Genomic DNA, 21640 nt, shown 5'->3' on the forward strand with positions numbered 1-21640 from the left:
AACCATGACAATTCCTAGCACCATGCAAGCGGCCATTCTTGTGGAATTGAAGAAGCCGCTGGTCATCGACACGGTTGAACTGCCACAATCCCTCGAAGCAGGCCAGGTGCTCGTGCGCATCGCTTACAGCGGCATCTGCGGATCGCAGCTTGGTGAGATCGATGGCGCCAAAGGCGAAGACAAATTCCTGCCGCATCTGTTGGGGCATGAGGGCTCCGGCACGGTGGTCGCAATTGGTCCGGGCGTTCGCCATGTCGCCGCCGGCGACAAGGTGGTGCTGCACTGGCGTAAAGGGATGGGTATCGAGTCCGTGCCCCCCCGCTATACATGGCGCAACAAACAGCTGAATGCCGGCTGGGTCACCACATTCAACCAATACGCGATCGTCGCGGAAAACCGGGTGACCCGGATTGCTCCGGACATCAACATGCGGATTGCCTGCCTGTTCGGCTGCGCCATCACCACCGGCTTCGGCGTCGTAGTCAACAATGCCAAGCTCAAAATAGGCGAATCGCTCGTGGTCTATGGCGCAGGCGGCATAGGCCTGAACATCGTCCAGGCAGCCAGTCTGACTTCGGCATGGCCGATCATCGCCGTCGATCTCTACGACGAGAAGCTGGCGCTCGCCCAGAAAATGGGCGCGACACATTTGATCAACGCTGCCAAGACGGACCCCGAGACCGAAATCAAGCGGATCCTTGGCACAGCGGGTCCCGACGTATTCGTCGACAACACGGGCCTGCCCAGGATCATCGAGCTTGGGTATGCCATCACGAAGCCGCAAGGACGGGTGGTGCTGGTCGGCGTGCCAAAGGCAGGGCAGTCATCCACGCTGTTCACGCTGCCAATCCACTTCGGCAAGACCCTGGTCGGCTCCCATGGCGGCGACGCCGTGCCGAACGAGGACATCCCCCGCTATCTCAAGCTATTTGGCGCAACGACGAATCCGCTCGACCAGTTGATCACCCACGAAGTCGATTTGCCTCAAATCAACGACGCCATAGCCGGCATACGTGACGGCAGCATTGCCGGACGCTGTGTGGTCAAGATGGATGGAGAAGCATAAAGGCTCCGCTCCCGGAACGATCCCAGAGCTGCGCAGCTATTATGCCGGGTTCGGAAAGTCGAATCTCCCCGAGCCCGGCATCACACCGCCAGCACCGGATAGCCCTCCGGCAAATCCACCACCTGCGGCTCCGGCATCGGCCCCAGATCCGCCACCATCGCCCCCCAGGACCAGCCCACCCCGAAGCCGGCCATCAGTGTCTTCACCGGCCCGGCCGCCAGCGGCGCGCCCATGGTGTGGCAGATCGCCAGCGGGATGGAGGCGGAACTGGTGTTGCCGAAGCCCTGCATGTCGATGATGAACTTCTCCGCCGGCACCTTCATGCGCTTGCGCAGATGCTCCAGCATGAAGGCGTTGGCCTGGTGCAGGACGAAGCGGTCGATGCCATCCACGTCGGTGCCCGCATGCTCCATCGCCTCGCGCAGCAGCGGCGGCACGGCGCGCAGCGTGAAGGAGAACACCTCCGCCCCGTTCAGCGTCAGGCGGGAGTCGCGCTCCAGCTGGGCGGCGGATTCCTCGTCGGCGATCCGCCCGGCGGTGCCGATCGGTGGGATCAGGCTATGGCGTTTGCCGCCGGCCTTGACGAAGATGTGCGGCGCGCCGGCGCCGTCGGTGCCGATCACCACCGGGATGGGAGACGCTGCCAGGTCCACCTCCAGCGCGGTGGCCGATCCGGCATCGCCGAACAGGGGCAGGGTGGCGCGGTCCTCAGGGTGCAGGTAACGGGTGGCGTTGTCGCCGCACAACACCAGCGCACGGCGCGCCGTCGATCCGCCCAGCAGCTTCGCTGCGATCCACAGGCCGTAGACATAGCCGGAGCAGCCCAGCGGCACGTCGAAGGCCGCCGCGCTGGTCGGCAGGCCGAGCCGGTGCTGCATGATGCAGGCGGTCGCCGGCAGTACGTAGTCGGCTTCCTGCGAGACGAAGACCAGCACCTCCACCGTCGCCGGATCCCAGCCCAGCTGCTCCATCAGCCCTTCGGCCGCGGCCAGGCAGAGATCCGACGCGCAATAGGGCGGCGGCAGCACGCGGCGCTCCTGGACACCGATGGTGGCGGCCAGTTTTTTCGCCTCCTCCACCGTGAACATGCCCGGCTCCTCGACAAAGGAATGGCGCTGGGAGGGCACCACCGCGCGCAGGCCGGCGATCCGGATGCCGTCGATGATGGCTTTCATGGCTGTCCTGTCCTTCGCGTCTTCGCAGCCCGGCAGGGCGCTTGTCTCAGTCGGTGTCCGGCACCATAGCGCACAGTGACGCCGGATTGGTTTCCGAAAGATTGATTGCGCCGCATGGCTCCGCCGTCACCACTGCCGCCGATTTGGAGACGAGCGTGGGCGGCCCGCACCAAAAGGCCGCAGCCCCGGACGCGCTGATGTCGGGCGGCCGTCGTGCTATGGTCCGCATCCCGATACGCCACCGACCTGGATTTCCCCGCCATGACAGCCGCCTACAACCCCATGGACCTGACCGGCCGCCGCATCCTCGTGACCGGGGCGTCGGCCGGGATCGGCCGGGCGACGGCGGTGGTGCTGGCGAGGCTGGGGGCAAGGCTGGTGCTGAACGGCCGCGACGAGGAGCGGCTGGCCGAAACGGCGGACCGGCTGGAGGGGGAGGATCACGCCATCGCCCCCTTCGACCTGTCGGACCTCGAAGCCGTGCCGGGCTGGGTGAAGGGGCTGTGCGCCGACGATGCGCCCTTCGACGGCATCGCGCACTGCGCCGGTATCCAGACCTTGCGGCCGATCCGCATCTTCTCCGCCGCCTTCTTCGACGAGGTGATGCGGGCCAATCTGGGCAGCGCGTTGGCGCTCGCCCGCGGGCTGCGGCAGAAGGGTTGCCATGCAGAGCGGGCAGCGATGGCGCTGATCTCCTCCACTGCCGCCACGGCGGCCTCGCCCGGCAACGTCGTCTATGCCGCCAGCAAGGGCGGCATCATCGCCGCCACCAGGGGGATGGCGGTGGAACTGCTGAGCGACGGCATCCGCGTCAACTGCGTCGTTCCCTCCATCGTCGAGACCGAGCTGATCGAGCGCGGCAAGCAGAAGCTGACCGCCGAACAGTACGAGCATCTGCGCACGCTGCAGCCTCTCGGCTTTGGCCATCCCGACGACATCGCCCACATGATCGCCTACCTGCTCGCCGACACCAGCCGCTGGATGACCGGGTCCATCGTCACGGTGGACGGCGGCCGCACCGCCTGAGGCCCCGCGATGCAGAACGACGCTCCCGAAAGCCGCCGGCCTGAAAACCGCTGGTTCCATCTCTGCATGGCGGACGACCTCGCCACCCTGAACGCCTTCGTCACCACGCGGGTGGGAGCGGTGCCGCTGGTGGCGCAGAACATCAAGGGACGGGTGGTCGCCTTCCGCAACGTCTGCACCCACCGCTTCGCCGTGATCCATAGCGAGCCGGCGGGCTGCGGCCCGCTGCGCTGCCCCTATCACGGCTGGAGCTTCGACGCCGACGGCGTGCCGGTGGGGCTGCCCTTCAACCCGACCGACTTCCAGCTGGAGGCCGAGGGACGCCGGCGGCTGGCCCTGCACCCGGCCGCTCTGGCCCGCTGCGGCCGGCTGGTCTTCGTCCGGATGGCGGCGGACGGCCCGTCGCTGGAGGAAGAGCTGGGAGCGGCCCTGTTCGCCCGGCTGGCGGCCCTGTCCGACGCCTTCCCCCGGCGCGGCGCGGCGCTGGAGCCGGAGGACGATTGGGAGCGCATCGACGCCGCCAACCTGCGCATCCATCAGGCGCCGGACGGCGCTCTGGTGCTGCACAGCGCCGCGCCAGCCGGAGCAGACAGCCGCTTCTCCCGCACCGTCACCCTTTATCCCGCCACCGCCCCCATAACCGCCGATGCGGAGCAGCCGGCATGAGCGCGCATCCCGTCCACAGCATCGTCCCCGAAGACGGCGCCTTCCTCCCCCACAGCCATTTCTGGACGGAGGAAGCCTTCACGCAGGAGCGTGAGCGGGTCTTCAGCCGCTGCTGGCTCTACATGGGCGTGTTCGACGATACGAACCTCCTGACCGCCGAGATGGCCGGCCTGCGCTTCGAGCTGCACCGCCGCGGCGAGTCGATGGAGGGGAGTTGCCGCGACGGGGACCGGGTGCGGCCCTTGCAAATCGACCGCTGCGGCGCCCTGGTCTTCGCCCGCGTGGCGCCAAGGGACGGTGAGGAGGGCGGTCCCACCCTGGCCGAGCATCTGGCGCCCTATGGCGAGCGGCTGGCGACGATGTCGGCCAACTGCCTGAACCCGCAGGCCCCGGTCGGCATCGCGTTCCGGGCCAACTGGAAAGCGCTGGTCGAGAACACGATGGACGATTTCCACGGTTCCACCGTGCATCCCGACACGATCCATCCCGCCGTCCACTCCGACTGGCAGACCGGACTCGTCACCGAACGCCACGGCGCCAACAGCGATTCCCGCTGGCTGCTGGCCGACGGCACCGCCGGCTGGTGGGCGAAGCTGGACGCCAAGCTGCGCCTGCGCCGCTTCGCCGAGGAACCCGTCTACCGCCACATCTTCATCTTCCCGAATTTCTATCTGGCGACCTTCTACGGCGCCACGGTGATCCCGCACCGGATCGATCCCGTGGCTCCCGACGCCACGGTCCTGCGGTGGCAGCTGTTCCTTCCCACCACCCGGCTGGAGACAACGCGCGAACAGGCCTTGCACCGCTCCACCGCCACCTACCTGATCCAGTCCGCCAGCACCGTGATCGCCGAGGACTGCCCGGTCTGCGAGGCGGTGCAGCAGGGCCGGCCGGGCATCGCCGATCTTCCCCACATCACCGGCATCTATGGCCGGCGCGAACGCCGCATCCTCGACTTCCATCAGGCGATGCTGCGCCAGCTGGGAGAGGCTGCATGAGCGGAACGCTCACCTTCATCGAGCCGACGGAGGACCACGCCGAACTTATGCTCGACTGGCGCACGCGGCCCGACATCGCCGGCCAGATGCTGAGCGTCGTCCCCTATGACGTGGAGCGCCAGAAGGCATGGCTGCGGCGCAGCAAAGAGCGCGACGACTATGTCCACCGCATCCTCTGCGTCGACGGCGTGCCGGCCGGCCACGTCTCCATCACCGTGACCGAGCCCGAATGGCGGATCGCCACCATCGGCGTGCTGATGGGCGAGCGAGCAGGGCGGATGGGGGCGGCCCCGCTGAACTTCGCCTACATGCTGAACCACGTCTTCTTCGCCATGGGGCTGCGCAAGGTGGTGAACCACATCCTGGGCACCAACAGCCCCCGCCTGCTGAAAGGCCAGCCGCTGATCGGCTACCGCCCGGTCGGCGTGCTGAAGCGCCAAGTGGTGAAGGACAGGCAGGAGATCGACCTGCACATTTTCGAAATGCTGGCAGAGGACTGGCTGGCGGTGCGCGGCCGGTTCGGGGTCTATCAGGACATGGACGGGCGGGAGTGGCAGTAGAAGGGAGAGAGCCGCTCCGGAACCCTTGCCGCCCCGCCGCCCTGTTCCTCACCCCCGCAGCACCCCCAGCGGCGCGCCCTGGAAGCCCGGAAAGCCGCGTGCCGCCGGCGGGCCGATCAGTTCCGACAGCACCGTCCGGTAGTCGGTGGTGACCGCCAGATCGACGCCGCGGTCAAGCTGGTGGCTGGCCAAACCCGGCCAGCGGCCCAGCATGCGCCCGCCCGCCACCCGGCCGCCCAGCACCAGCATGGCGCCGCCATGGCCGTGGTCGGTGCCCTGGCTGCGGTTGCCGCGCAGGCGCCGGCCGAACTCGCTCATCACCACCACCGTCAGGTCGCGCTCATAGCGCAGGGTGTCGGCATGGAAGGCGGCGAGGGCGCGCGACAGCTGGCCGACGGCGGTGGCGAAACGCCCCTGCTGGTTCTCGTGGGTGTCCCAGCCGCCGACATCGACGCAGGCCGCCCGCAGGCCGATGTCCATCTTCAACATGCGGGCGACCGTCTGCAACGCCCGCCCGGCCTCGGTCTCCTCATAGACGGCCCCGCCCTCCGCGTCGTAGGCGGCGACCTTGCCGTCGGTCCCGCGCGGCAGCCGGCCGTCGACCGCCGACAGCCCGTCGAGCGCCGCCCGCGCCGCCCGCTCATAGGCGCCGTCGCCCTGCCGGTAGAGCGCCGCCAGCACCGCCGCCGCCTGCGGCCCGCCGGGAGGGGCCAGCCCGCCGCGCAGGTCGGGCACGGCGAGCGCGCCGCCCAGCCCTGCCAGGGCGGCGGCCGGAGCAGCGGCGGTGCCGATGGCCGGAACCCGGCCGCCCTCCCCCTCGCCATGCCCGCCCTCGCCAAGCCAGCGGGCGACCCAGCCGCTGCCGGTGCGGGCGAGATCCTCCTCGCGGGCGATGCCGCGCTCCATCAGGTCCTGGGCGACGAAATGGCTGCGGGTGCCGTCGGTCAGCCCCACCGCATGGACGATGGCGAGCCGGCGGGCGGCATAAAGCTCCGCCAGCGGAGCGGCGTCCGGATGCAGGCGGAAGTCGAGGGAAGGGGCCAGCGTCTGCTCCAGCCGGATGCCGGCCTTCGCCCCCTCCGCCATCACCCGCAACTCCGGCGTCCGCGCGGCGCGATAGTCGGGGTCGTCGGCCGGCGCCACCAGCGCCAGCATGTCCGCCCCGCCGCGCAGGAACACCACCACCAGCGTGCCGGCCGGCGCCTCAGCGGAAGAATCGGCGGCAAAGGCGAGGCTGCGGACGCCGGGCAGCCCGGTCAGACCGCCCCCGGCCAGCCCGAGGCCGGCCGCCAGTCCGCCCTGCATCACACCGCGGCGTGAAATCGTCATGGCTCAAGCCTCCCTCAACGCTGGTTGAAGCGCGGCGCCATCGCCACGAAGGCGGCGACCCGCCGCAACCGGTCATCACTGGCCTTCGTGCCGGGCGTCAGCATCGCGTCGGCCGCCAGCCCCATGCCGGTCAGGATGGCGGCGGTGGTGGCCGGCTCCGGCTCGCCGCCATGCAGCATCCCCTGCCAGCGGTCCACCGCCGCCGCCGCCGGCAGCGGAGCCGGGAAGCGGGTGGCGAGGTCGATGGCTCCGGTCTCCCAACGGTTCTCCGCCAGCCCGAGCAGCAGCCCCCAGCGCCGGCGCATGGCGGCGGCTCCCAGCCATGCCTCCATCCGGTCGGGATGGCCGACCGGGGCAGGCCAGCCGAACAGCCGCTGGCCGCTGCCGTCCAGCTCGCCCAGCAGGGCGTTGGTGGGGACGAGGTCGATGCCAGCGCCGCGGGCGAAGGACGCCACCAGCTCCAGCGGGCGCTTCACCTTGGCATCGCGGATGCGGGCGAATTCGGGGGAAAGGGCGATGGCGCGGACGACACGGGCGATCTGGTCCGGCCTGCTCCGGCTCTCCGTCCACACCCGCGCCGCCAGGGCGACCAGCCCGGCCGGCGGATCGTCGGCGACCAGCCGGCGGCACAGCGCGGTGCAGAGGTTGCGGGCGGTCGCCGGATGGTCGGCGATGAGGTCGAGCACGCGATGGCCGTCGGCCATCGGCGACTGGAAGGGGTCGAACTCCCGCCCCAGAACCCGCTTCTGATAGCCGTCGTGCCAGCCCTCGACATAAGTGAAGCGGCCGGTCACCGGCAGCCTGGCGTCGCCGCCCAGCCCGGCGCCGTCCTCCAGCGTCCAGCCGGTGAAGGCGCGGGCGGCCTCGTAGACATCCTGGTCGATGTAGCCGTCGGGCGCACCGCGCAGCGCCCCCGGCACATCGCGCCAGCGGTTGTACAGCGCGTTCAGATAGGCGTCGCGCCCCAGTCCATGCAGTTCGAACAGCTCGCGGGCGTAATTCTCGTTGGCGGCGCCGGCGCGGGACGAGCGGTTGTTCAGATAGACCTGCATGGCGCTGCTGGTCGCCACCGCCTCCAGGAAGGCGCGGAAATTGCCCAGCGCATGGCGGCGGATGACGTCACGGTCATAAACGGGGAGGGCAGCGGCCACCGCCGGTTCGCCCGCCGCGTTGACGTTGAAATGATTGTGCCAGAAATCGACCAGCACCTCGCGCAGCTGCCAGCGGCTGTAGACGGCACGGATCAGGGTGGCGGCTGCGGTCTCCAGCCGCGGCCTCTGCCGCTCCGGCCCGGCGACCGCCGGACGGTTGGCGGCCAGCGGCCACAGCGCCTCGATCGGCTGGCCCAGGCAGGTCAGCGGCCGGTCCTCGTCCACCGCCTCCCAGCCGTCCCCGGCGGGATAACGGATGCGCAGCTTCGTCGCGACGAGATGGCGCTCGACCTCGGGGTCGTCATGGCCATCGGAGGAAAGATCGGGAGACAGCTGCCGGTCGAGCCAGCGGGCCAGCCAGTCGGGCCGGCCACTGTCGGCGTCAGGCTCCGCAGCTCGCGGACCGAAGGCAAGCCGGCCGAAAACAACGGCAGGGGGAATCGTCATGGTGCCGCCCATGGTGGATGAACCTCCGACGACCAAGCCCCCCGCCCGATGGTGGCAGACTCTCAAGCACCCGGACAGCGACAAAAAGCGGGCGAGGGGCGGGAGACCGCGCCGGCCTCACGGCCGGAACAGCGTCGCCTCGATCCCGCGCAGGCCGGTGGCGTCGCAGATGTAATAGGCGACCATGGCGCGGCCGTCCGGCAGCACCGCCGCCCAGGGATAGCCAAGGTCCGGCGCCGGCCCGTCGTCGCGCAGCACCAGCTCCGTCCCCTCGTCCGGCTGTTGGCGGCGCGGGTCGTAGAGGCGGGCGCGCACGCCGTAGGGCGCATGGCGGTAGCCGCCGACGAGCAGCAGCCGGCCATCCGGCAGCGGGCAGGCGTCATAGGGATGGCCGACCACCGCATGGCGCCGCCACGGCTCCCAGCTGTGGCCCATGTCGGTGGAGCGCGAGGTCGCCAGATGATCGTCCAGCCCGGTGGTGCGGTGAAAGGCGTGCAGCACCCCATCGGCGTCCAGATGCAGCGCCGTCTCGCAGAAGCCGGCCCTGGCCTCGGCATCGATGGCGATGACCGCCCGGTGCCCCCAGCTTTCCCCCCGGTCGGTGGAGGCGAAGAGATGGCTGGCATAGGTGCCGGTGGAGGGGTGGTGGGTGTAGCCGGTCTGCAGGATCGTGCCGTCCGGCGCCTCCACCGCCCGGCCGCGCACCGCCCCGCCATGGAAGGGCCGCCGGCCCGGCACGATGTCGGAATGGCCGGGCAGGGGCGGCAGGTCGCGGTGAGCGGTCCAGCTCCGCCCGCCATCGTCGCTGTGCCGGCTGTAGCCGCCCCAGAAGATGTAGAGGTCGCCGGTTTTTTGCGGGTTGCCGGTCAGCCCGATCCCCAGTGCGCGCAGCGCGTCCCCCTGGGACGACGGCACCGGATACCAGCGGAAGCCGGTCAGCAGGATGCGGCCGTCGCGAAGGGTGAGCAGGCTGGCGTCCTGGTCGGCCGCCTGCGGGTCGGGGGGCAGGGCCGTTTCCTCTCCCAGCGGCTCCGCATCGGGGCCGAGCCGCAGCAGGACGGTCTGCGACCGCGAATCGAGATGGTCGACATGGTTGAACCCGGTCTCTCCAGCCCGGTATTCCGCCCCGCGCAGCCAGCGATGGTCGCGGGCCCGCCGGAAAGCCAGCAGGACCGCCCCCTGCTGTCCTGCCCCCTGCTGGCTTGTCACGGTCGGGGTCAGCGACGGGAAGGACGCATAGAAACGCGGGTCGCGGTACAGCACGCGATGTTCGACACCGGCCATGGCCATCGGGTTCCCCTGCCTTCTTCAGTCCTCACAAGACCGCAAGGCTTATAACCCGCGACGCCGTGCCTCGGCAGCAGAGCGGAAAGGCGAAGGCCGATGGTTCCGGCCCGACGGCCCGCAGGTGCTGGAGGAGGCGGGAGTTTCCGTGGCTCCCTGAAGCTCCATCCCGGTCCTTCCCCATGAGGGGGGCTGGACGCCGGTGGGCGGGGACTGATAGGCGATAGCGGCACGCACCCGCCAGAGAACAGCCCAGCCTATGCCCGGACATCGCCCCTACCGCCTGCACCGACCCTGGACCGTGCTGGGCAGCCGCGAGCTGCTGGACGCCGATCCGTTCCTGAAGGTGCGGGTCGAGACGGTGGAGTTGCCGGATGGGCGGCAGATCGACGATTACTACCAGTTCGACCAGCCGTCCTTCGCCTGCATCTTCGCCGAGACGGCGGACGGGCGGATCGTCACCTACCGCCAGTACCGCCACGGCCCGCGCAAGGTCGGGCTGGTGTTTCCCGGCGGGCATCTGTCGCCCGGCGAGGACCCGCTGGCCGCCGCCAGACGCGAACTGATGGAGGAGACGGGGATGGAGGCGGAAAGCTGGACCGACCTCGGCGCCTACATCGTCAACGCCAACCAGGGCGGGGCCTGGTCGCACATGTTCCACGCCACCGGCTGCCGCCGGGTCGCCGATCCAATTTCCGACGATCTGGAAGACACCGAGATCCTGTTCCTGACGCGGACGGAGTTGCAGGAAGCCATCGGCCGCGGCGAGATGCATCTGCTGACCCAGATCGCCCTGGTCAGCATGATCTGGCAGGCCGACATCGCCCGGGCGGTGTCCCGTCCCTGCCCACCGGACACAACCAGCCGAGGAAAAGCCGGATGATCCGTCCCGCCCCGATGCCCCTGATGGCCGCCCTGTTCCTGGCCGCCGCCCTCCCGACCGCCTCGCCCGCCGCCGCCGAGCCGATGAAGGGCCGCTACGAGCTGCGCTGCCAGGACCCGCAGACCCGGCAATGGACGGTCGCCGGCCAGGTGACCGACCCGGAGATCGCGGAACAGCCCGCCTCTGACGGAAAAGCCGGCGGCCGCGTGGTGCGCGGCACCGGGGCGGACGGCAAGCCGGTGGCGCTGCCGATGCCGTCGGACCGCACCTGCATGCTCAGCGCCCGCTGACCGTCAAACTGTAACATCCCCGCGGTAGCTTCCCGACGCTCGCCAAGAACAAGGCTGCGCCGAACGGGCTCCCATGGCCCGGCGGCGCGGCCCACGCCAGCCGCTTGCCCTGATGAGGGTTCGGGAGACATCCGCCATGACCGATCTGTCCGTCCATCTGCCTGAAACGTCGCGCCGTTCGGTGCTCCGCGCCCTCGCCGGGCTGCCGCTGCTGCCGGTCGCCGGCATCGGCGCCGGCGAGCTGCTGTTCGCCTCGGGCGCCGAGGCAGCATCCGCCAAGGGCGCGCCGGTCGCCGTCGAGTTCGTCGGCATGGCCGCCCCCACCGCCGCCGCGGCGCAGGCGAAGACCACGGTCGAATCCAGCATGGTCGTGACCTGGGCCGACGGCTCCAAGCAGAGCTTCGCGCTCGGCTACCAGCCGCTGTTCATCACCGGCGACATGGTTCCGGACGGCAAGGGCGGCACGATCCTGGCCGGCGGCTATGTCGACATCAACGGCAAGCCGATCGTGGACGCCTCGCTGGCGACCCCGGCGCAGTTCTTCTCCGACTGCCCGGACGGCTGCAACCTGCTGGCCCCGATCCCCGGCGCCAAGGTGGCCGGCGTCACCGGCAACACGCTGTTCGCCGTCGTCCAGTTCGAATACACCACCCGCGATTCCAAGGACGCCTCGATGTACGGCAAGCTGCCGTCGCCGATCGCCGTCCTGACGCTGGACCAGAACAAGGAGACCGGCGCGCTGAAGCTGGTGCAGTACCACAATGTCGACACCAGCGGCGTGCACGGCCTGTGGATCACCTGCGGCGCCAGCCTGTCGCCCTGGAACACCCACCTGTCGAGCGAGGAGTACGAGCCGGACGCGGCGGCGCTCGACGACCAGTTCCGCGCCTACAGCAAGAACCTGTTCGGCGACGAGACCAAGGCCAACCCGTACCACTACGGCCACCTGCCGGAAGTGACGGTGAACGCCGACGGCACCGGCAGCATCAGGAAGCACTATTGCCTGGGCCGCATCTCGCACGAGCTGGTGCAGGTGATGCCGGACGAGCGCACCGTGCTGATGGGTGACGACGCCACCAACGGCGGCCTGTTCATGTTCATCGCCGACAAGGCCAAGGACCTCTCCGCCGGCACCCTCTATGCCGCGAAGATGGAGCAGGAGGCCGGCAAGGATCTCGACAAGGGCGGCGCCTTCGGCCTGAAGTGGGTCAAGCTGGGCCACGCCACCAGCGCCGAGATCGAAAAGCTGGCCGACAGCCTGAAGGCCGCCGACATCGTCGAGGTGAAGAAGGAGGATCCGAAGGACCCGTCCTTCACCCTCATCCCCTTCAGCGGCAAGACCCAGTGGGTCAAGTTCAAGCCGGGCATGGAGAAGGCCGCCGCCTTCCTGGAGACCCACCGCTACGCCCCCACCGTCGGCGCCACGCTGGCGCTGACCAAGCTGGAGGGCGTCACCGTCAACGCCAAGGACAAGACCGCCTACATGGCGGTGTCCTACATGTACAAGTCGATGAGCGACGGCAAGAGCGGCATCAAGGTCGACACCATCAATGCCGGCGCCGTCTATCAGCTGCCGATGAAGGGCGGCCAGACCGATCTGGCCGGTACGGCCATCGACAGCGAGTGGGTGCCGGTGCATTTCAGCGCCGTCCCGGCCCTGGTCGGCCGTGACCTCGCCACCCCGGACGCCATCGGCAACACCGCCGACGCCGACCGCATCGCCAACCCGGACAACCTCAAATTCTCCGAAAAGCTGCGCACGCTGCTGATCGGCGAGGACAGCGGCGCCCACGTCAACAACTTCCTGTGGGCCTACAACGTCGACACCAAACAGCTGTCGCGCCTGCTGTCCTGCCCGGCGGGCGCCGAGTCGACCGGCCTGCAGGCGGTCGACGACGTCAACGGCTTCTCCTACATCATGAGCAACTTCCAGCACCCCGGCGACTGGGAGAAGGGCCTGCACGACAAGGTCAAGGACAGCGTCGCCGCCCTGATCGACGACGCCTATCGCAACCGCCGCAGCGGCGGCGTCGGCTACATCCACGGGCTGCCCCAGGCGGTCTGAGGAACACGGCCCGACAGGGTCCCTCCGGGGGCTGGACGGACAGGGAAGAACGCGGCCGGGCGACCGGCCGCGTTTTTTTCATGCCCGCATCGAAAGAAGTAACACTACCGCCAAATCGTGCAGCGGCGTTTTTCTTGGAAGAGGTAATCACCAATCGACCTAGGACCAATCGGCGATCTTAACACCTCGTTAACTGGCGGAATGGCTCAATAAGCTCATCAGAACGGGCAAGAGCCTCCACCTCGAATACAGGGATCGCCACCATGTCCAAGATCGAATGCGCCGCCAGCATCTTCGCTTCTGCTTCCCTGCACCTGGATGTGGTCGATGAGTTCATCGCGATCACCCAGTCGAAGCTGGACGGCAGCAGCAGCGAATTCACCCGCGACAGCCTGGCCGACCTGCTCGCCGGCCTGACCGAGCAGCGCGAGACCTACCGCTCCGTCCTGGCCGCCGCCGAACCCGCCATCACCGCGCTCGCCGCCTGATCCGGCCGCTCCTGCCGCCACCCTCTTCCTTCCGCGAAAGACCGCCATCATGACCGCCCCGATCGCTCAGGACGTTCTCGCTTCCGCCACCCTGCACCTGGACGTGCTGGAGGAGTTCATCGCCGTCGTCCGCCGCCGGCTGGCTTCGACCACCGACACCTTCGCCCGCGACAGCCTGACCGACCTGCTGCTGAACCTGACCGAACAGCGCGACGGCTATCAGGCCTTCCTGCCGCTCGCCGCCGCCGAACCGGTGTGAGGGCTCAGAAGGCCTTCAGCTTCTTCCAGGCGAACACCACCATGCGGGCGAGCAGCCAGCCGTGGGTGAAGCGGGAGATCTGGGTTTCGCCATAGCTGCGGTCGGCGTAGCGCACCGGCACCTCGACGATCTTCAGGTTCTGCTTGGCGGCACCGAAGATCAGGTCGAAATCGCCGAACGGATCGAAATCGCCGAAGTAGTGACGGTTGTCGACGATGGTCTCGTAATCCTTGCGCCACAGCACCTTGGTGCCGCACAGCGTGTCGGTGAAGCGCTGGTTCAGCAGGAAGGAGAAGATGCGCGCGAAGGCCCGGTTGGCCAGGAAGTTCAGGAAGCGCATCGCCTCCGGCGCCATCGGGTAGACGAGCCGCGTGCCGTTCACGAATTCGCCGCGCCCCGACACCATGGCCTGGTAGAATTTCCCCATCGTCTCCGGCGGCACCGTCAGGTCGGCGTCGAGGATGATCAGGATGTCGCCGCGCGCCACATTGAATCCGGCGCGCACCGCGTCGCCCTTGCCCTTGCCGGGCTGCTTCATGACCTTGATGTCCCAGTCGGGATAGGCGTCGCGGACGCGCAGGCATTCCTCGTAGGTGTTGTCCTGGCTATTGCCCTCGACATAGATCACCTCGACGTCAGGAGCGAAGCGGGGCAGCCGGCGGATGGCGTTCTCGATGTTGCCGCGCTCGTTGCGGCAGGGGATCAGCACGGTGACCGAGGCCGGCTTGCCGTCGACCGTCACCGCCTCGACGGTGGGCTGCGGCCGGGCGACGACATAGTTGCGCACGCACAGCCGGCGGATGCCGGGCAGGGGTGCGATGTAGCGGTTGACCAGCGTGCCCAGCCCGAGCAGCCGCTTCGGGATCAGCTGGCGCCATTCGCGGCGCACCGGCTCCCAGCCGGCCAGATCCAGCAGGTTGACGATGTCGCTGGTCGACAGCCAGTTCTGCTTGCCCTGCGGCATGCGCATCCCGAGCTTCTCCGCCGCCCACAGGATCGGCTCCCAGACGCGCGAATGGTAGCTGACGATGATGCGGGTCTTCGGCGTCGCGACCCGGCGCAGCAGGCGCAGCGTCTCCTCGATGTCGTCCAGGAAGCCGATGGTGCCCGACAGCAGAATGTGGCTGAACGGCCCCTCGATGCTGTCGATGGTCGCCGGATCCTCGGCGTCGGCGGCGATCAGCTCCAGCTGCGGATGGCGGACCTTGGCCTCGGCGATGGTCGCCGGGCTGAGATCGATGCCGACGCCGCGCGCCGGCTTCAGCGCCGCCAGCGTGTCGCCGACGCCGCAGCCGATCTCCAGCACCGTCGCCCCTTCCGGGATCAGGAAGCGCAGATAGGCGCGGTCGGCGTCATGGAAGGCGCGGTTGCGCTCGGCCCAGCGGTCGCGCAGAGGGGCCATGGCGTCGAACAGCGAGCGGATGCGCTGCTGGCGCGGGGAGAGGCCGCGCGTCCCGGCAGCAGTGTCCGGCATGACGGCCGTCACGGTGACGGGCTGGGAAAGCGTCGAGGTCGGCTGGTCGGTCATCGCGAAAAATCCGTGGGAAAGGCGTCAGCCCCGCCGGGAGCGGTCTGAAGGGGCGTCTGATGGTCTGGCTGGGCAGCTGTCTGGACGGCGGTCTCGTTGCGCAGCAGCAGCCAGAAGACGCCGCCGGGCAGCGACAGGACGGCAATCGACAGTCCGATCAGCAGCGAGACCAGGAGGGCCGCGTCGGCATTGAAGCCGAGCAGCGCGAAACCGGCGACCATCGCGCCCTCGCGCACGCCCCAGCCACCGAGCGAAACGGGCAATGCCGCGGCGACGATGGCGGCCGGCACGATGGCCAGCCCGTCGAGCCAGCCGACCGGCAGGCCGACGGAACGGGCGAACAGGATGGTGGCGCCGATGGTGGCGAGGTGGACGCCGATGCTGTGGCCCAGCGCCGCCCAGGCGGCCGGGTTGCCGCCCATGGCGCGTAGCTGCGCCACGGCGGTCCACACCGTCCGCCCCAGCGCCCCGTCGCGCAGCCGCTTGGGAACCGGCAGCCGGTCGCGTGGGATGCGCCCGGCCAGCAGCAGCAGCCCCATGGCGACGGCCAGCACCAGCGCCCCGGCCAGCACGGTGGCGGCGACGGCGGGCGGCGCCACAGCGGCCAGATGCGGCAGCCCGAGCAGCCCGATCAGCACCACCCCCAGCAGAGCCATCAGCCGGTCGACCAGCAGGGCCAGCATCACCGGACCGGCGGGATGGCCGAGCCGCCAGGTGAACCAGCCGCGCAGCAGGTCGGCCCCGACCGATCCGGGCAGGATCTGGCCGAGGAATCCGCTGGCCATCTGCAGGCGGAAGGCGGTCCAGCGGGTCAGCGAGAATCCGGCGGCGCGGCCGACCGCCCGCCACCGCTGCGAGGCGAAGGGCAGGGTCATCGCCTTCACGGCGAAGCCGGCGGCGAACAGCAGGGGATCGGCGGCCGACAGGCGCGCGGCGATGCCGGTCCAATCGGCCCCGGCGGCGAGCGCCCCCAGCACCGCGACCGTCACCGCCAGCTTGACCAGCACCGGCCACCGCCGTCCGGCCGGCTTCCCCGGACTGGGCAGGCCTGGGCTGGGCTGCCCAGGGCCAGAGGCAGGGCCGGAACCGGGCTTCGCCGATTGGGCGAAGGGGGTGTCGAGAAGAGCCTGGGCCATCATCCCCGCGTGGAAATCCGGGTGCCGCGGGACAGCGGCGCCGAACGGGCCGTTGTAACGGCTCACGCCCGGCTTGTCACCCGATCAGGCGGGAGAGGGGCAGGTGGGGGAGGGCGTCAGCCGGCCGTGCGTGCGGCCGCCCCTTCCTTGAGGATCGACATGACCGTATCGACCAGCTTGCCGGCATTCTCCTGGACATAGCCCGGCTCGGTTCTCGACTGGATCATCAGCCAGGGCTGGGCGCTCGTCCCCTGCTCGGGATCGAAGAAGCCGAGCCGAGCCTTGGATTGCTGGAATTCCGGATGGTGCTCGCTGTCCGCCCGCATCGCGGCACCGAACGCTCCATCGTCCACCGCCGCCTGCGACGCCGCGGCATCGGGACCGTTCAGCATGTCGACCAGACCGGCCTTGACCTCGTCGGCCGACATCTTGCCCAGTTTGTCGAAGGCCCGGTTGTCCAGCCAGATTTCCACCTGCTTGTCGTCGCTCCCCTGGGATCCCGGCAGGAACAGCGTGATCAGGGACGACTTGTCCCAGCCGTCCGGCGGGACCGACGCTCCCGACTGGCGCTCGGCTTCCCAGTCCTTCACCTCCTGGGATTTCTCAGGCATGGCGATGCCCCTCGACACCGCCTGCCGCTCGACGACCTTGCCGATCTCGCCACCCAGCGAGACGTTGCCGGCGGCTTCGCCTTCCCCCTCGAAGCCGAACTGGCTGCGCAGCGACTCCATGCTCTGTCGGATGAAGTTTCCTCTCGCCAGATGATACTCCATGACCTTCTCCATGCGCGCACTCATCGCCTTGAAATCCGCGAAACTGAGATCGCCTGGGATCTTCAGCTGGACCGGCTGTGCGGACGGACCTCCCGGAGCGTCGGCCGCCCCGGTCATCTTCGAGACCGCCTGTGCCGACAGCGACACCGTATCGGTCGCAGTCTTGGCCTGGGGCGCGGTCGGCGACACGATCTTGGGGGATGCGGGAGAGGAGGATGGGGCAGGAGGAGGCGCGGAAGGCGGTGCCGACTTCAGCTTCGTCAGCAACGAGAGCGGCGACATGGCGCCTTCCTGTACAGCCTTCGCAACCATGCTATCCCCCCGACAGGATGTATCGGAGGAAGGATAACGTCGTTGCGAGCTAAAAGTTTATTAATTTCTGCAATCTCAGGTAATGCGCCTCCCGGTCGAGAGGCGCCCCGCCTCCATGATGTCGTTCATGCTCACCCCACACCGGCGGCGGCGAGCATGGCGCTGTCCGGCATCAATGCCGCAGCGGCACGGGCCGGGGCCGGGGTAGCAGCGGGGCTCAGCGCCCGGCCTTCCAGCCGGCCGTTCAGGATGTAGTGCCGCATCGCCGCCGTCAGGTCGCCGCCGGTGGCCGCCGCCACGTCGGCGTTGGCCGCCAGATAGGCCGAGGCGTTGAAGCCGGTGCTCCGCCCCTCGGTCCTGCCGCTGCCCAGGTAATGCAGATCGGCCCGGACGGTGTCGGTGCCGAAGGCGGCGGCGAGATCGGGGTTGGCCGCCAGATAGGAGAGCGGGTTGAAGCTGACCGTCCGCCCCTCCGCCCGGCCGCTGGCGATGTAATGCATCGCCGCCGCCGTCCGGTCGGTGCCGAGCGCGGCCGACAGGTCGCCATAGGAGGCGATGTAGGCCAGCGGGTCAAAACTCACCGCCCGGCCCTCGGCCCGGCCGCTGCCGATGTAATGGGCCGCCGCGGCATCGCCGTTGGTGCCGAAGACCGCCGACAGGTCGCCGTAGGAGGCGATGTAGGCCAGCGGGTCGAAGCTCACCGTCCGGCCTTCCGCCCGGCCGCTGGCGGCGTAATGCGCCGCACCGGCGGCGGCGTTGGCGCCGAAGGCGGCCGACAGGTCGGCGTAGGAGGCGATGTAGGCCAGCGGCGAGAAGGCCAGCCCGGCCGCGGCGGCGGGGGCGCCGCCCGTGCCGGTCGCCGGAGCGGTCCCGCTCCCGGCACCCCCGCCGGCACCGGGGCTGGGAATCCCCGGCACCGTCAGCGGCGCGAAGCCCATCCGCCCCCAATCCAGGTCATGGATGCCGAGGGCCGTCGCGGCACCGCTGCCCAGCCGGAAATCGCCGGCCGCCGGGTTGGCGAACAGGCCGGACGACACCGTGTCGCCGCCGTTCAGCCCGCGGATGCCCTGCAGCAGGTTGCCGCTGACGCTGTAGGAGCCGGGGGTCCAGAACTCCCAATAATCGGCTCCGGTGGAGGAGGAGATGACGTTGCCGGTTACCCGGTTGTTGCTGAGCAGCCCGATGGTGCCGGCGCTCGGCACCCATTCCAGCCGGATGAAGCGTTCGCGCGGGTTGGACAGGGTGGCGAAGTTGTTGGTGACGGTGTTGGAATCGCCGCCATGGATGAAGACGCTGGCCCAGCCGGTGTTCTGGATGAAGTTGTCCTGGACGGTGACGCCGTTGGCCATGTCGTCCAGATAGATGCCGAAGCTCTTCTGGCGGTCGAGCCAGCCCGACCCGTCGGTCGCCAGCCCGCCGACGTTGCGGATGTCGTTGCCGCGGATGATCGTGCGGGTGTCGACGTTGGACCGGCCCAGCATCTCGATGGCGCCGCCGTCGGCGGTCTCGGTCATCGTGTTGTAGAGGCAGTTGTACTCCACCACCGTGTCGGTGTTGACGGTGGCGCCGTCCCAGTTCTTGATCGAGATGCCGTAGCGCGCGCTGTTGCGGATGTCGTTGCCGGAGATCAGCGTGCCGCTGGTGCCGTAGAGCTGGATGCCGGCGACGTCCTTCAGCACCTCGCCGATGCCGTCCATGCTGTTGGCGCTGATGCGGTTGCCGTTGCTGCCGTAGGTGACCTTGATGCCGCCGGCCCCCAGATGCTCCATCCGGTTGGCTTCGATGGCGTTGGCCGACGATCCGGTCAGCGTCATCGCGGTGCCGACATTGACGAAGCGATTGCCGGCAATGCTGTTGCCCGACGCATTGGTCAGCGTCAGGGCCGAGCCGTCCCAACTGGTGTCGGCGAAGGTCAACCCCTGGAGGGTGACGCCGCTCGCCCCGTTCAGCGCCACGAGCGTGCCCAGCCGCGCCACCACGGCACCCTGGCTCAGCAGGGCACCGGGATCCTGCGGCTTCACCACCAGCCGGCCTGTCTCGGCGCTCCAGGCGAATTCGCCGGCATCGCGGATGAAGGCGTCGTCGTTCAGCAGGCGGTAGGTGCCGCCGCTGCGCAGGGCGTATTTCGCCGCTTGCGTGAAGTTGACGGTCCGGCTGCCGGCATCGATGGAGGCGACGCCGACGATGTTGTCGGACAGCCGCTCGGTGTCGAAGGTCTGGACCATCGTGCCGGGCTGCACCCCGGCGGCCAGCACCGCCGCCATCGCCCCGTCGCCGGCACCGATGCGCAGGCTGGTCTTGCTGGCGCCGCCGGCCGCCGCCTCCAGCACCGACCAGCCGGACTTGGCGTCGCCGGCCGTCCAGTCGCCGGTCTGCGCCACCTTCTGCCGCACCCCGCCGATGGAAAGGTCGAGGCCGGTCGCAGAGGTCGCCGCGGCATAGAGCCCGCCGCCGATGGCGGTGAAGCCGCCGACCCGTTCGCCACCACTGAACACCGGCGTCTCGCCCGGAAAGGCCATGATCCGCACGCCGTTGTCGGCCGCGGTCAGCGTCACCGTGCGCGCCATGGCATAGCTGCCGCCGCGCACATAGGTGTCGCGGATGCCGGTCGCCCGCATCGCGCTCTGCGCGCGTTCCAGCGTGGCGAAGGGACCGTCGGTGCCGTCGGCGTTGGGGGCCGCCAAACGCCCCGACCAGGAATCGTTGCCGTTGGTCGCGACGTAGAACGCCTGCTGAGTGTCTGTCATTGCCGGATTGCCTTGCCGATACCGGGCAATCTCACGACGGAAACACTTAATAAGGAGGTAGTCCTATCCTTTCGGAGATACTCTTTCGTACGGAAATCCGGTGTTCATTTCGTGACAAGTGACCCTGCCGCCGCAGTTGTCACTTGCCCTGTCCTTCGCGTTGTTTCGACACGCTCCGACTCAACCCCGTCAGCGCAGGTCGATCCTCCGCTCCTCCCTCACCACCGTTTCATCGCCATGGCGCAGCGTCACCGTCACCCGGTAGGGGCCGGACGCCCAGGGGCCCCCGGCGGGCTTCTTCACCTCCGCGCCGAAGAACAGCACGGCCAGCGGACGCGGCACCGCGCCCTCGTTGCGGAACAGACGGCGGCCGTCGGGGCCGGTCACCTCCAGCGTCACCCGGTCGCCCTGGCGCCCGCCCATCAACTCCGTCCACACCCCCAGCACCGGCGTGTCCGCCGACACAGGCTTTCCGCCATAACCGCCGTTCCGGGCCACCTCCGCCTTCGGCGCCTCGGGCGCCAGACCGGCGCCGAGAACGGCGCTCGGCCGGTAGGCGAGCGTCCGGCGCGCCTCGGCGCTCCACAACGTGCCCGACGGCACCGGGGCGGCGCCTTGATCGGCGGTGCAGGCCGGCGCCTCCCCGGTCCCGACCTCCTTGCCGGTATAGGGGTCGAGGGTGCGGCCGTCGTGGCGGATGCCGAAATCGACATGGGGGAATTCGGTGTTGCCGGACAGCCCGACCTGGGCCAGCGGCGTGCCGGCCTCCACCCGGTCGCCCGGCTTGACCTCGATGCTGCCGCGTTTCAGGTGGCTGTACTGGGTCTCCCAGCCATTGCCATGGTCGACCACCACCGCATTGCCGGCCTCGCGCCCGGCGGGCGCGCCGCCGCTCTGGCGGATGCTGACGTCGTCCATCCCGTCGCGCACGCGCGCCACCGTTCCGGGAGCGGCAGCCACCACCGCCACCCCGCGCCGCATCGCCTCCAGGTCGGGCAGCCGGAAATCGGTCCCCTTGTGCCCGTCATAGGTCAGGCGCCCGCAGGCGAAATCCCGCATCCCCGGCCCCGGGTCGGCATCGACGTAATTCTGGACGAAGCAGTCCGCCCCGATCCGGCAGCGCACCGGCACCTCCAGCGCCGGCGCCCCGGCGGGAGCGGCGGCGGGAGAATCGGCGAAGGCCGCGGACGGCAGCAAGGCCAGGGCGGCGAGCCCCCAGCAGTAATGGACCGGCACCCTCATCCAAACCCCTCGCACCATACAGCTCCAGCTTGCTTGATCGTCCCCAACAGGTGGGATGCCTGCGGGCAGGGGCCACCCCCACCCCTATGCGCCGTCGCATAAGGGGCACCACGTCCGAAATCCGCCCCGTCCTTATCATCCGAAGGCCACATCGCCAGCCTGCATACTCCGCCCCGCATCTTCATCGACGACGGCAGCAGGACGGGACCGACAGC

Annotated in this window: 19 protein-coding genes; 10 read left to right on the plus strand and 9 right to left on the minus strand. The window is 69.4% G+C overall.

Going from position 1 to position 21640, the window contains the following annotated elements; all coding sequences use genetic code 11:
- Window positions 1-4: 4 nt before the first annotated feature.
- On the plus strand, window positions 5-1066 hold the full coding sequence (locus tag ABNQ39_RS35930) for a zinc-binding dehydrogenase (RefSeq protein ID WP_376967335.1): 1062 nt from the start codon (window positions 5-7) through the stop codon (window positions 1064-1066).
- Window positions 1067-1146: 80 nt separating this feature from the next.
- Here ABNQ39_RS35930 and ABNQ39_RS35935 read toward each other — a convergent pair whose 3' ends face one another.
- Window positions 1147-2241: a 3-oxoacyl-ACP synthase III family protein gene (locus ABNQ39_RS35935; RefSeq protein ID WP_376967337.1), complete on the minus strand. Its 1095-nt coding sequence runs from the start codon at window positions 2239-2241 to the stop codon at window positions 1147-1149.
- 261 nt (window positions 2242-2502) lie between these two features.
- On the opposite strand from ABNQ39_RS35935, the gene ABNQ39_RS35940 reads away from it, so the two are divergent.
- The 4 genes from ABNQ39_RS35940 to ABNQ39_RS35955 are packed head-to-tail and all read left to right on the plus strand — an operon-like array spanning window position 2503 to window position 5491.
- Window positions 2503-3267 carry an SDR family NAD(P)-dependent oxidoreductase gene (locus ABNQ39_RS35940; RefSeq protein WP_376967339.1) on the plus strand — a complete coding sequence of 255 codons (765 nt, stop codon included), beginning with the start codon at window positions 2503-2505 and terminating at the stop codon, window positions 3265-3267.
- Window positions 3268-3276: 9 nt separating this feature from the next.
- The gene (locus ABNQ39_RS35945; RefSeq protein ID WP_376967341.1) at window positions 3277-3933 is read left to right on the plus strand and encodes a Rieske 2Fe-2S domain-containing protein; all 657 of its coding nucleotides are present in this window, start codon (window positions 3277-3279) and stop codon (window positions 3931-3933) included.
- Window positions 3930-4931: an RHO alpha subunit C-terminal catalytic domain-containing protein gene (locus ABNQ39_RS35950; RefSeq protein ID WP_376967343.1), complete on the plus strand. Its 1002-nt coding sequence runs from the start codon at window positions 3930-3932 to the stop codon at window positions 4929-4931. The genes ABNQ39_RS35945 and ABNQ39_RS35950 overlap by 4 nt, the downstream gene beginning before the upstream one ends.
- Window positions 4928-5491 carry a GNAT family N-acetyltransferase gene (locus ABNQ39_RS35955; RefSeq protein ID WP_376967345.1) on the plus strand — a complete coding sequence of 188 codons (564 nt, stop codon included), beginning with the start codon at window positions 4928-4930 and terminating at the stop codon, window positions 5489-5491. Before ABNQ39_RS35950 ends, ABNQ39_RS35955 begins: the two co-directional genes overlap by 4 nt.
- Window positions 5492-5539: 48 nt before the next feature.
- Here the strand turns inward: ABNQ39_RS35955 and ABNQ39_RS35960 are convergent, their stop codons facing one another.
- The 3 genes from ABNQ39_RS35960 to ABNQ39_RS35970 form a co-directional block, all read right to left on the minus strand.
- Complete coding sequence (locus tag ABNQ39_RS35960) at window positions 5540-6820, minus strand: DUF1501 domain-containing protein (protein WP_376967347.1); 1281 nt, start codon at window positions 6818-6820, stop codon at window positions 5540-5542.
- Window positions 6821-6834: 14 nt separating this feature from the next.
- Entirely contained in the window at window positions 6835-8430 is a 1596-nt protein-coding gene (locus tag ABNQ39_RS35965) for a DUF1800 domain-containing protein (RefSeq protein WP_376967349.1), read from the minus strand.
- A gap of 105 nt (window positions 8431-8535) precedes the next feature.
- Window positions 8536-9702: a sialidase family protein gene (locus ABNQ39_RS35970; protein ID WP_376967351.1), complete on the minus strand. Its 1167-nt coding sequence runs from the start codon at window positions 9700-9702 to the stop codon at window positions 8536-8538.
- A gap of 259 nt (window positions 9703-9961) precedes the next feature.
- Between ABNQ39_RS35970 and ABNQ39_RS35975 the strand changes: the two genes are divergently transcribed.
- The 5 genes from ABNQ39_RS35975 to ABNQ39_RS35995 all read left to right on the plus strand — a co-directional run bounded on the left by ABNQ39_RS35975 (window position 9962) and on the right by ABNQ39_RS35995 (window position 13687).
- Complete coding sequence (locus tag ABNQ39_RS35975; protein WP_376967353.1) at window positions 9962-10585, plus strand: NUDIX hydrolase; 624 nt, start codon at window positions 9962-9964, stop codon at window positions 10583-10585.
- Window positions 10582-10875, plus strand: coding sequence for a hypothetical protein (locus ABNQ39_RS35980; RefSeq protein ID WP_376967355.1), 294 nt, complete (start codon window positions 10582-10584; stop codon window positions 10873-10875). Before ABNQ39_RS35975 ends, ABNQ39_RS35980 begins: the two co-directional genes overlap by 4 nt.
- A 136-nt stretch (window positions 10876-11011) precedes the next feature.
- The gene (locus ABNQ39_RS35985; protein WP_376967357.1) at window positions 11012-12940 is read left to right on the plus strand and encodes a PhoX family protein; all 1929 of its coding nucleotides are present in this window, start codon (window positions 11012-11014) and stop codon (window positions 12938-12940) included.
- Between the two features lie 263 nt (window positions 12941-13203).
- Window positions 13204-13428, plus strand: coding sequence for a hypothetical protein (locus tag ABNQ39_RS35990; RefSeq protein WP_376967359.1), 225 nt, complete (start codon window positions 13204-13206; stop codon window positions 13426-13428).
- A gap of 49 nt (window positions 13429-13477) precedes the next feature.
- Window positions 13478-13687 (plus strand): hypothetical protein, encoded by a 210-nt coding sequence (locus ABNQ39_RS35995; RefSeq protein WP_174472447.1) that lies wholly within the window; start codon window positions 13478-13480, stop codon window positions 13685-13687.
- Between the two features lie 4 nt (window positions 13688-13691).
- Here the strand turns inward: ABNQ39_RS35995 and ABNQ39_RS36000 are convergent, their stop codons facing one another.
- The 5 genes from ABNQ39_RS36000 to ABNQ39_RS36020 all read right to left on the minus strand — a co-directional run bounded on the left by ABNQ39_RS36000 (window position 13692) and on the right by ABNQ39_RS36020 (window position 21425).
- Window positions 13692-15215, minus strand: a complete 1524-nt coding sequence (locus ABNQ39_RS36000) for a glycosyltransferase (RefSeq protein WP_376967361.1) — start codon at window positions 15213-15215, stop codon at window positions 13692-13694.
- Entirely contained in the window at window positions 15212-16222 is a 1011-nt protein-coding gene (locus ABNQ39_RS36005) for a lysylphosphatidylglycerol synthase transmembrane domain-containing protein (RefSeq protein WP_376967363.1), read from the minus strand. The genes ABNQ39_RS36000 and ABNQ39_RS36005 overlap by 4 nt, the downstream gene beginning before the upstream one ends.
- 245 nt (window positions 16223-16467) lie before the next feature.
- On the minus strand, window positions 16468-17406 hold the full coding sequence (locus ABNQ39_RS36010; RefSeq protein ID WP_376967365.1) for a hypothetical protein: 939 nt from the start codon (window positions 17404-17406) through the stop codon (window positions 16468-16470).
- 161 nt (window positions 17407-17567) lie between these two features.
- Window positions 17568-20183: a right-handed parallel beta-helix repeat-containing protein gene (locus ABNQ39_RS36015; RefSeq protein ID WP_376967367.1), complete on the minus strand. Its 2616-nt coding sequence runs from the start codon at window positions 20181-20183 to the stop codon at window positions 17568-17570.
- Window positions 20184-20372: 189 nt separating this feature from the next.
- Window positions 20373-21425, minus strand: coding sequence for a M23 family metallopeptidase (locus ABNQ39_RS36020; RefSeq protein WP_376967369.1), 1053 nt, complete (start codon window positions 21423-21425; stop codon window positions 20373-20375).
- Between the last annotated feature and the right edge of the window lie 215 nt (window positions 21426-21640).

Source organism: Azospirillum sp. A26 (assembly GCF_042604635.1).
In the GTDB taxonomy this organism is placed as follows: Bacteria; Pseudomonadota; Alphaproteobacteria; order Azospirillales; family Azospirillaceae; genus Azospirillum; species Azospirillum palustre.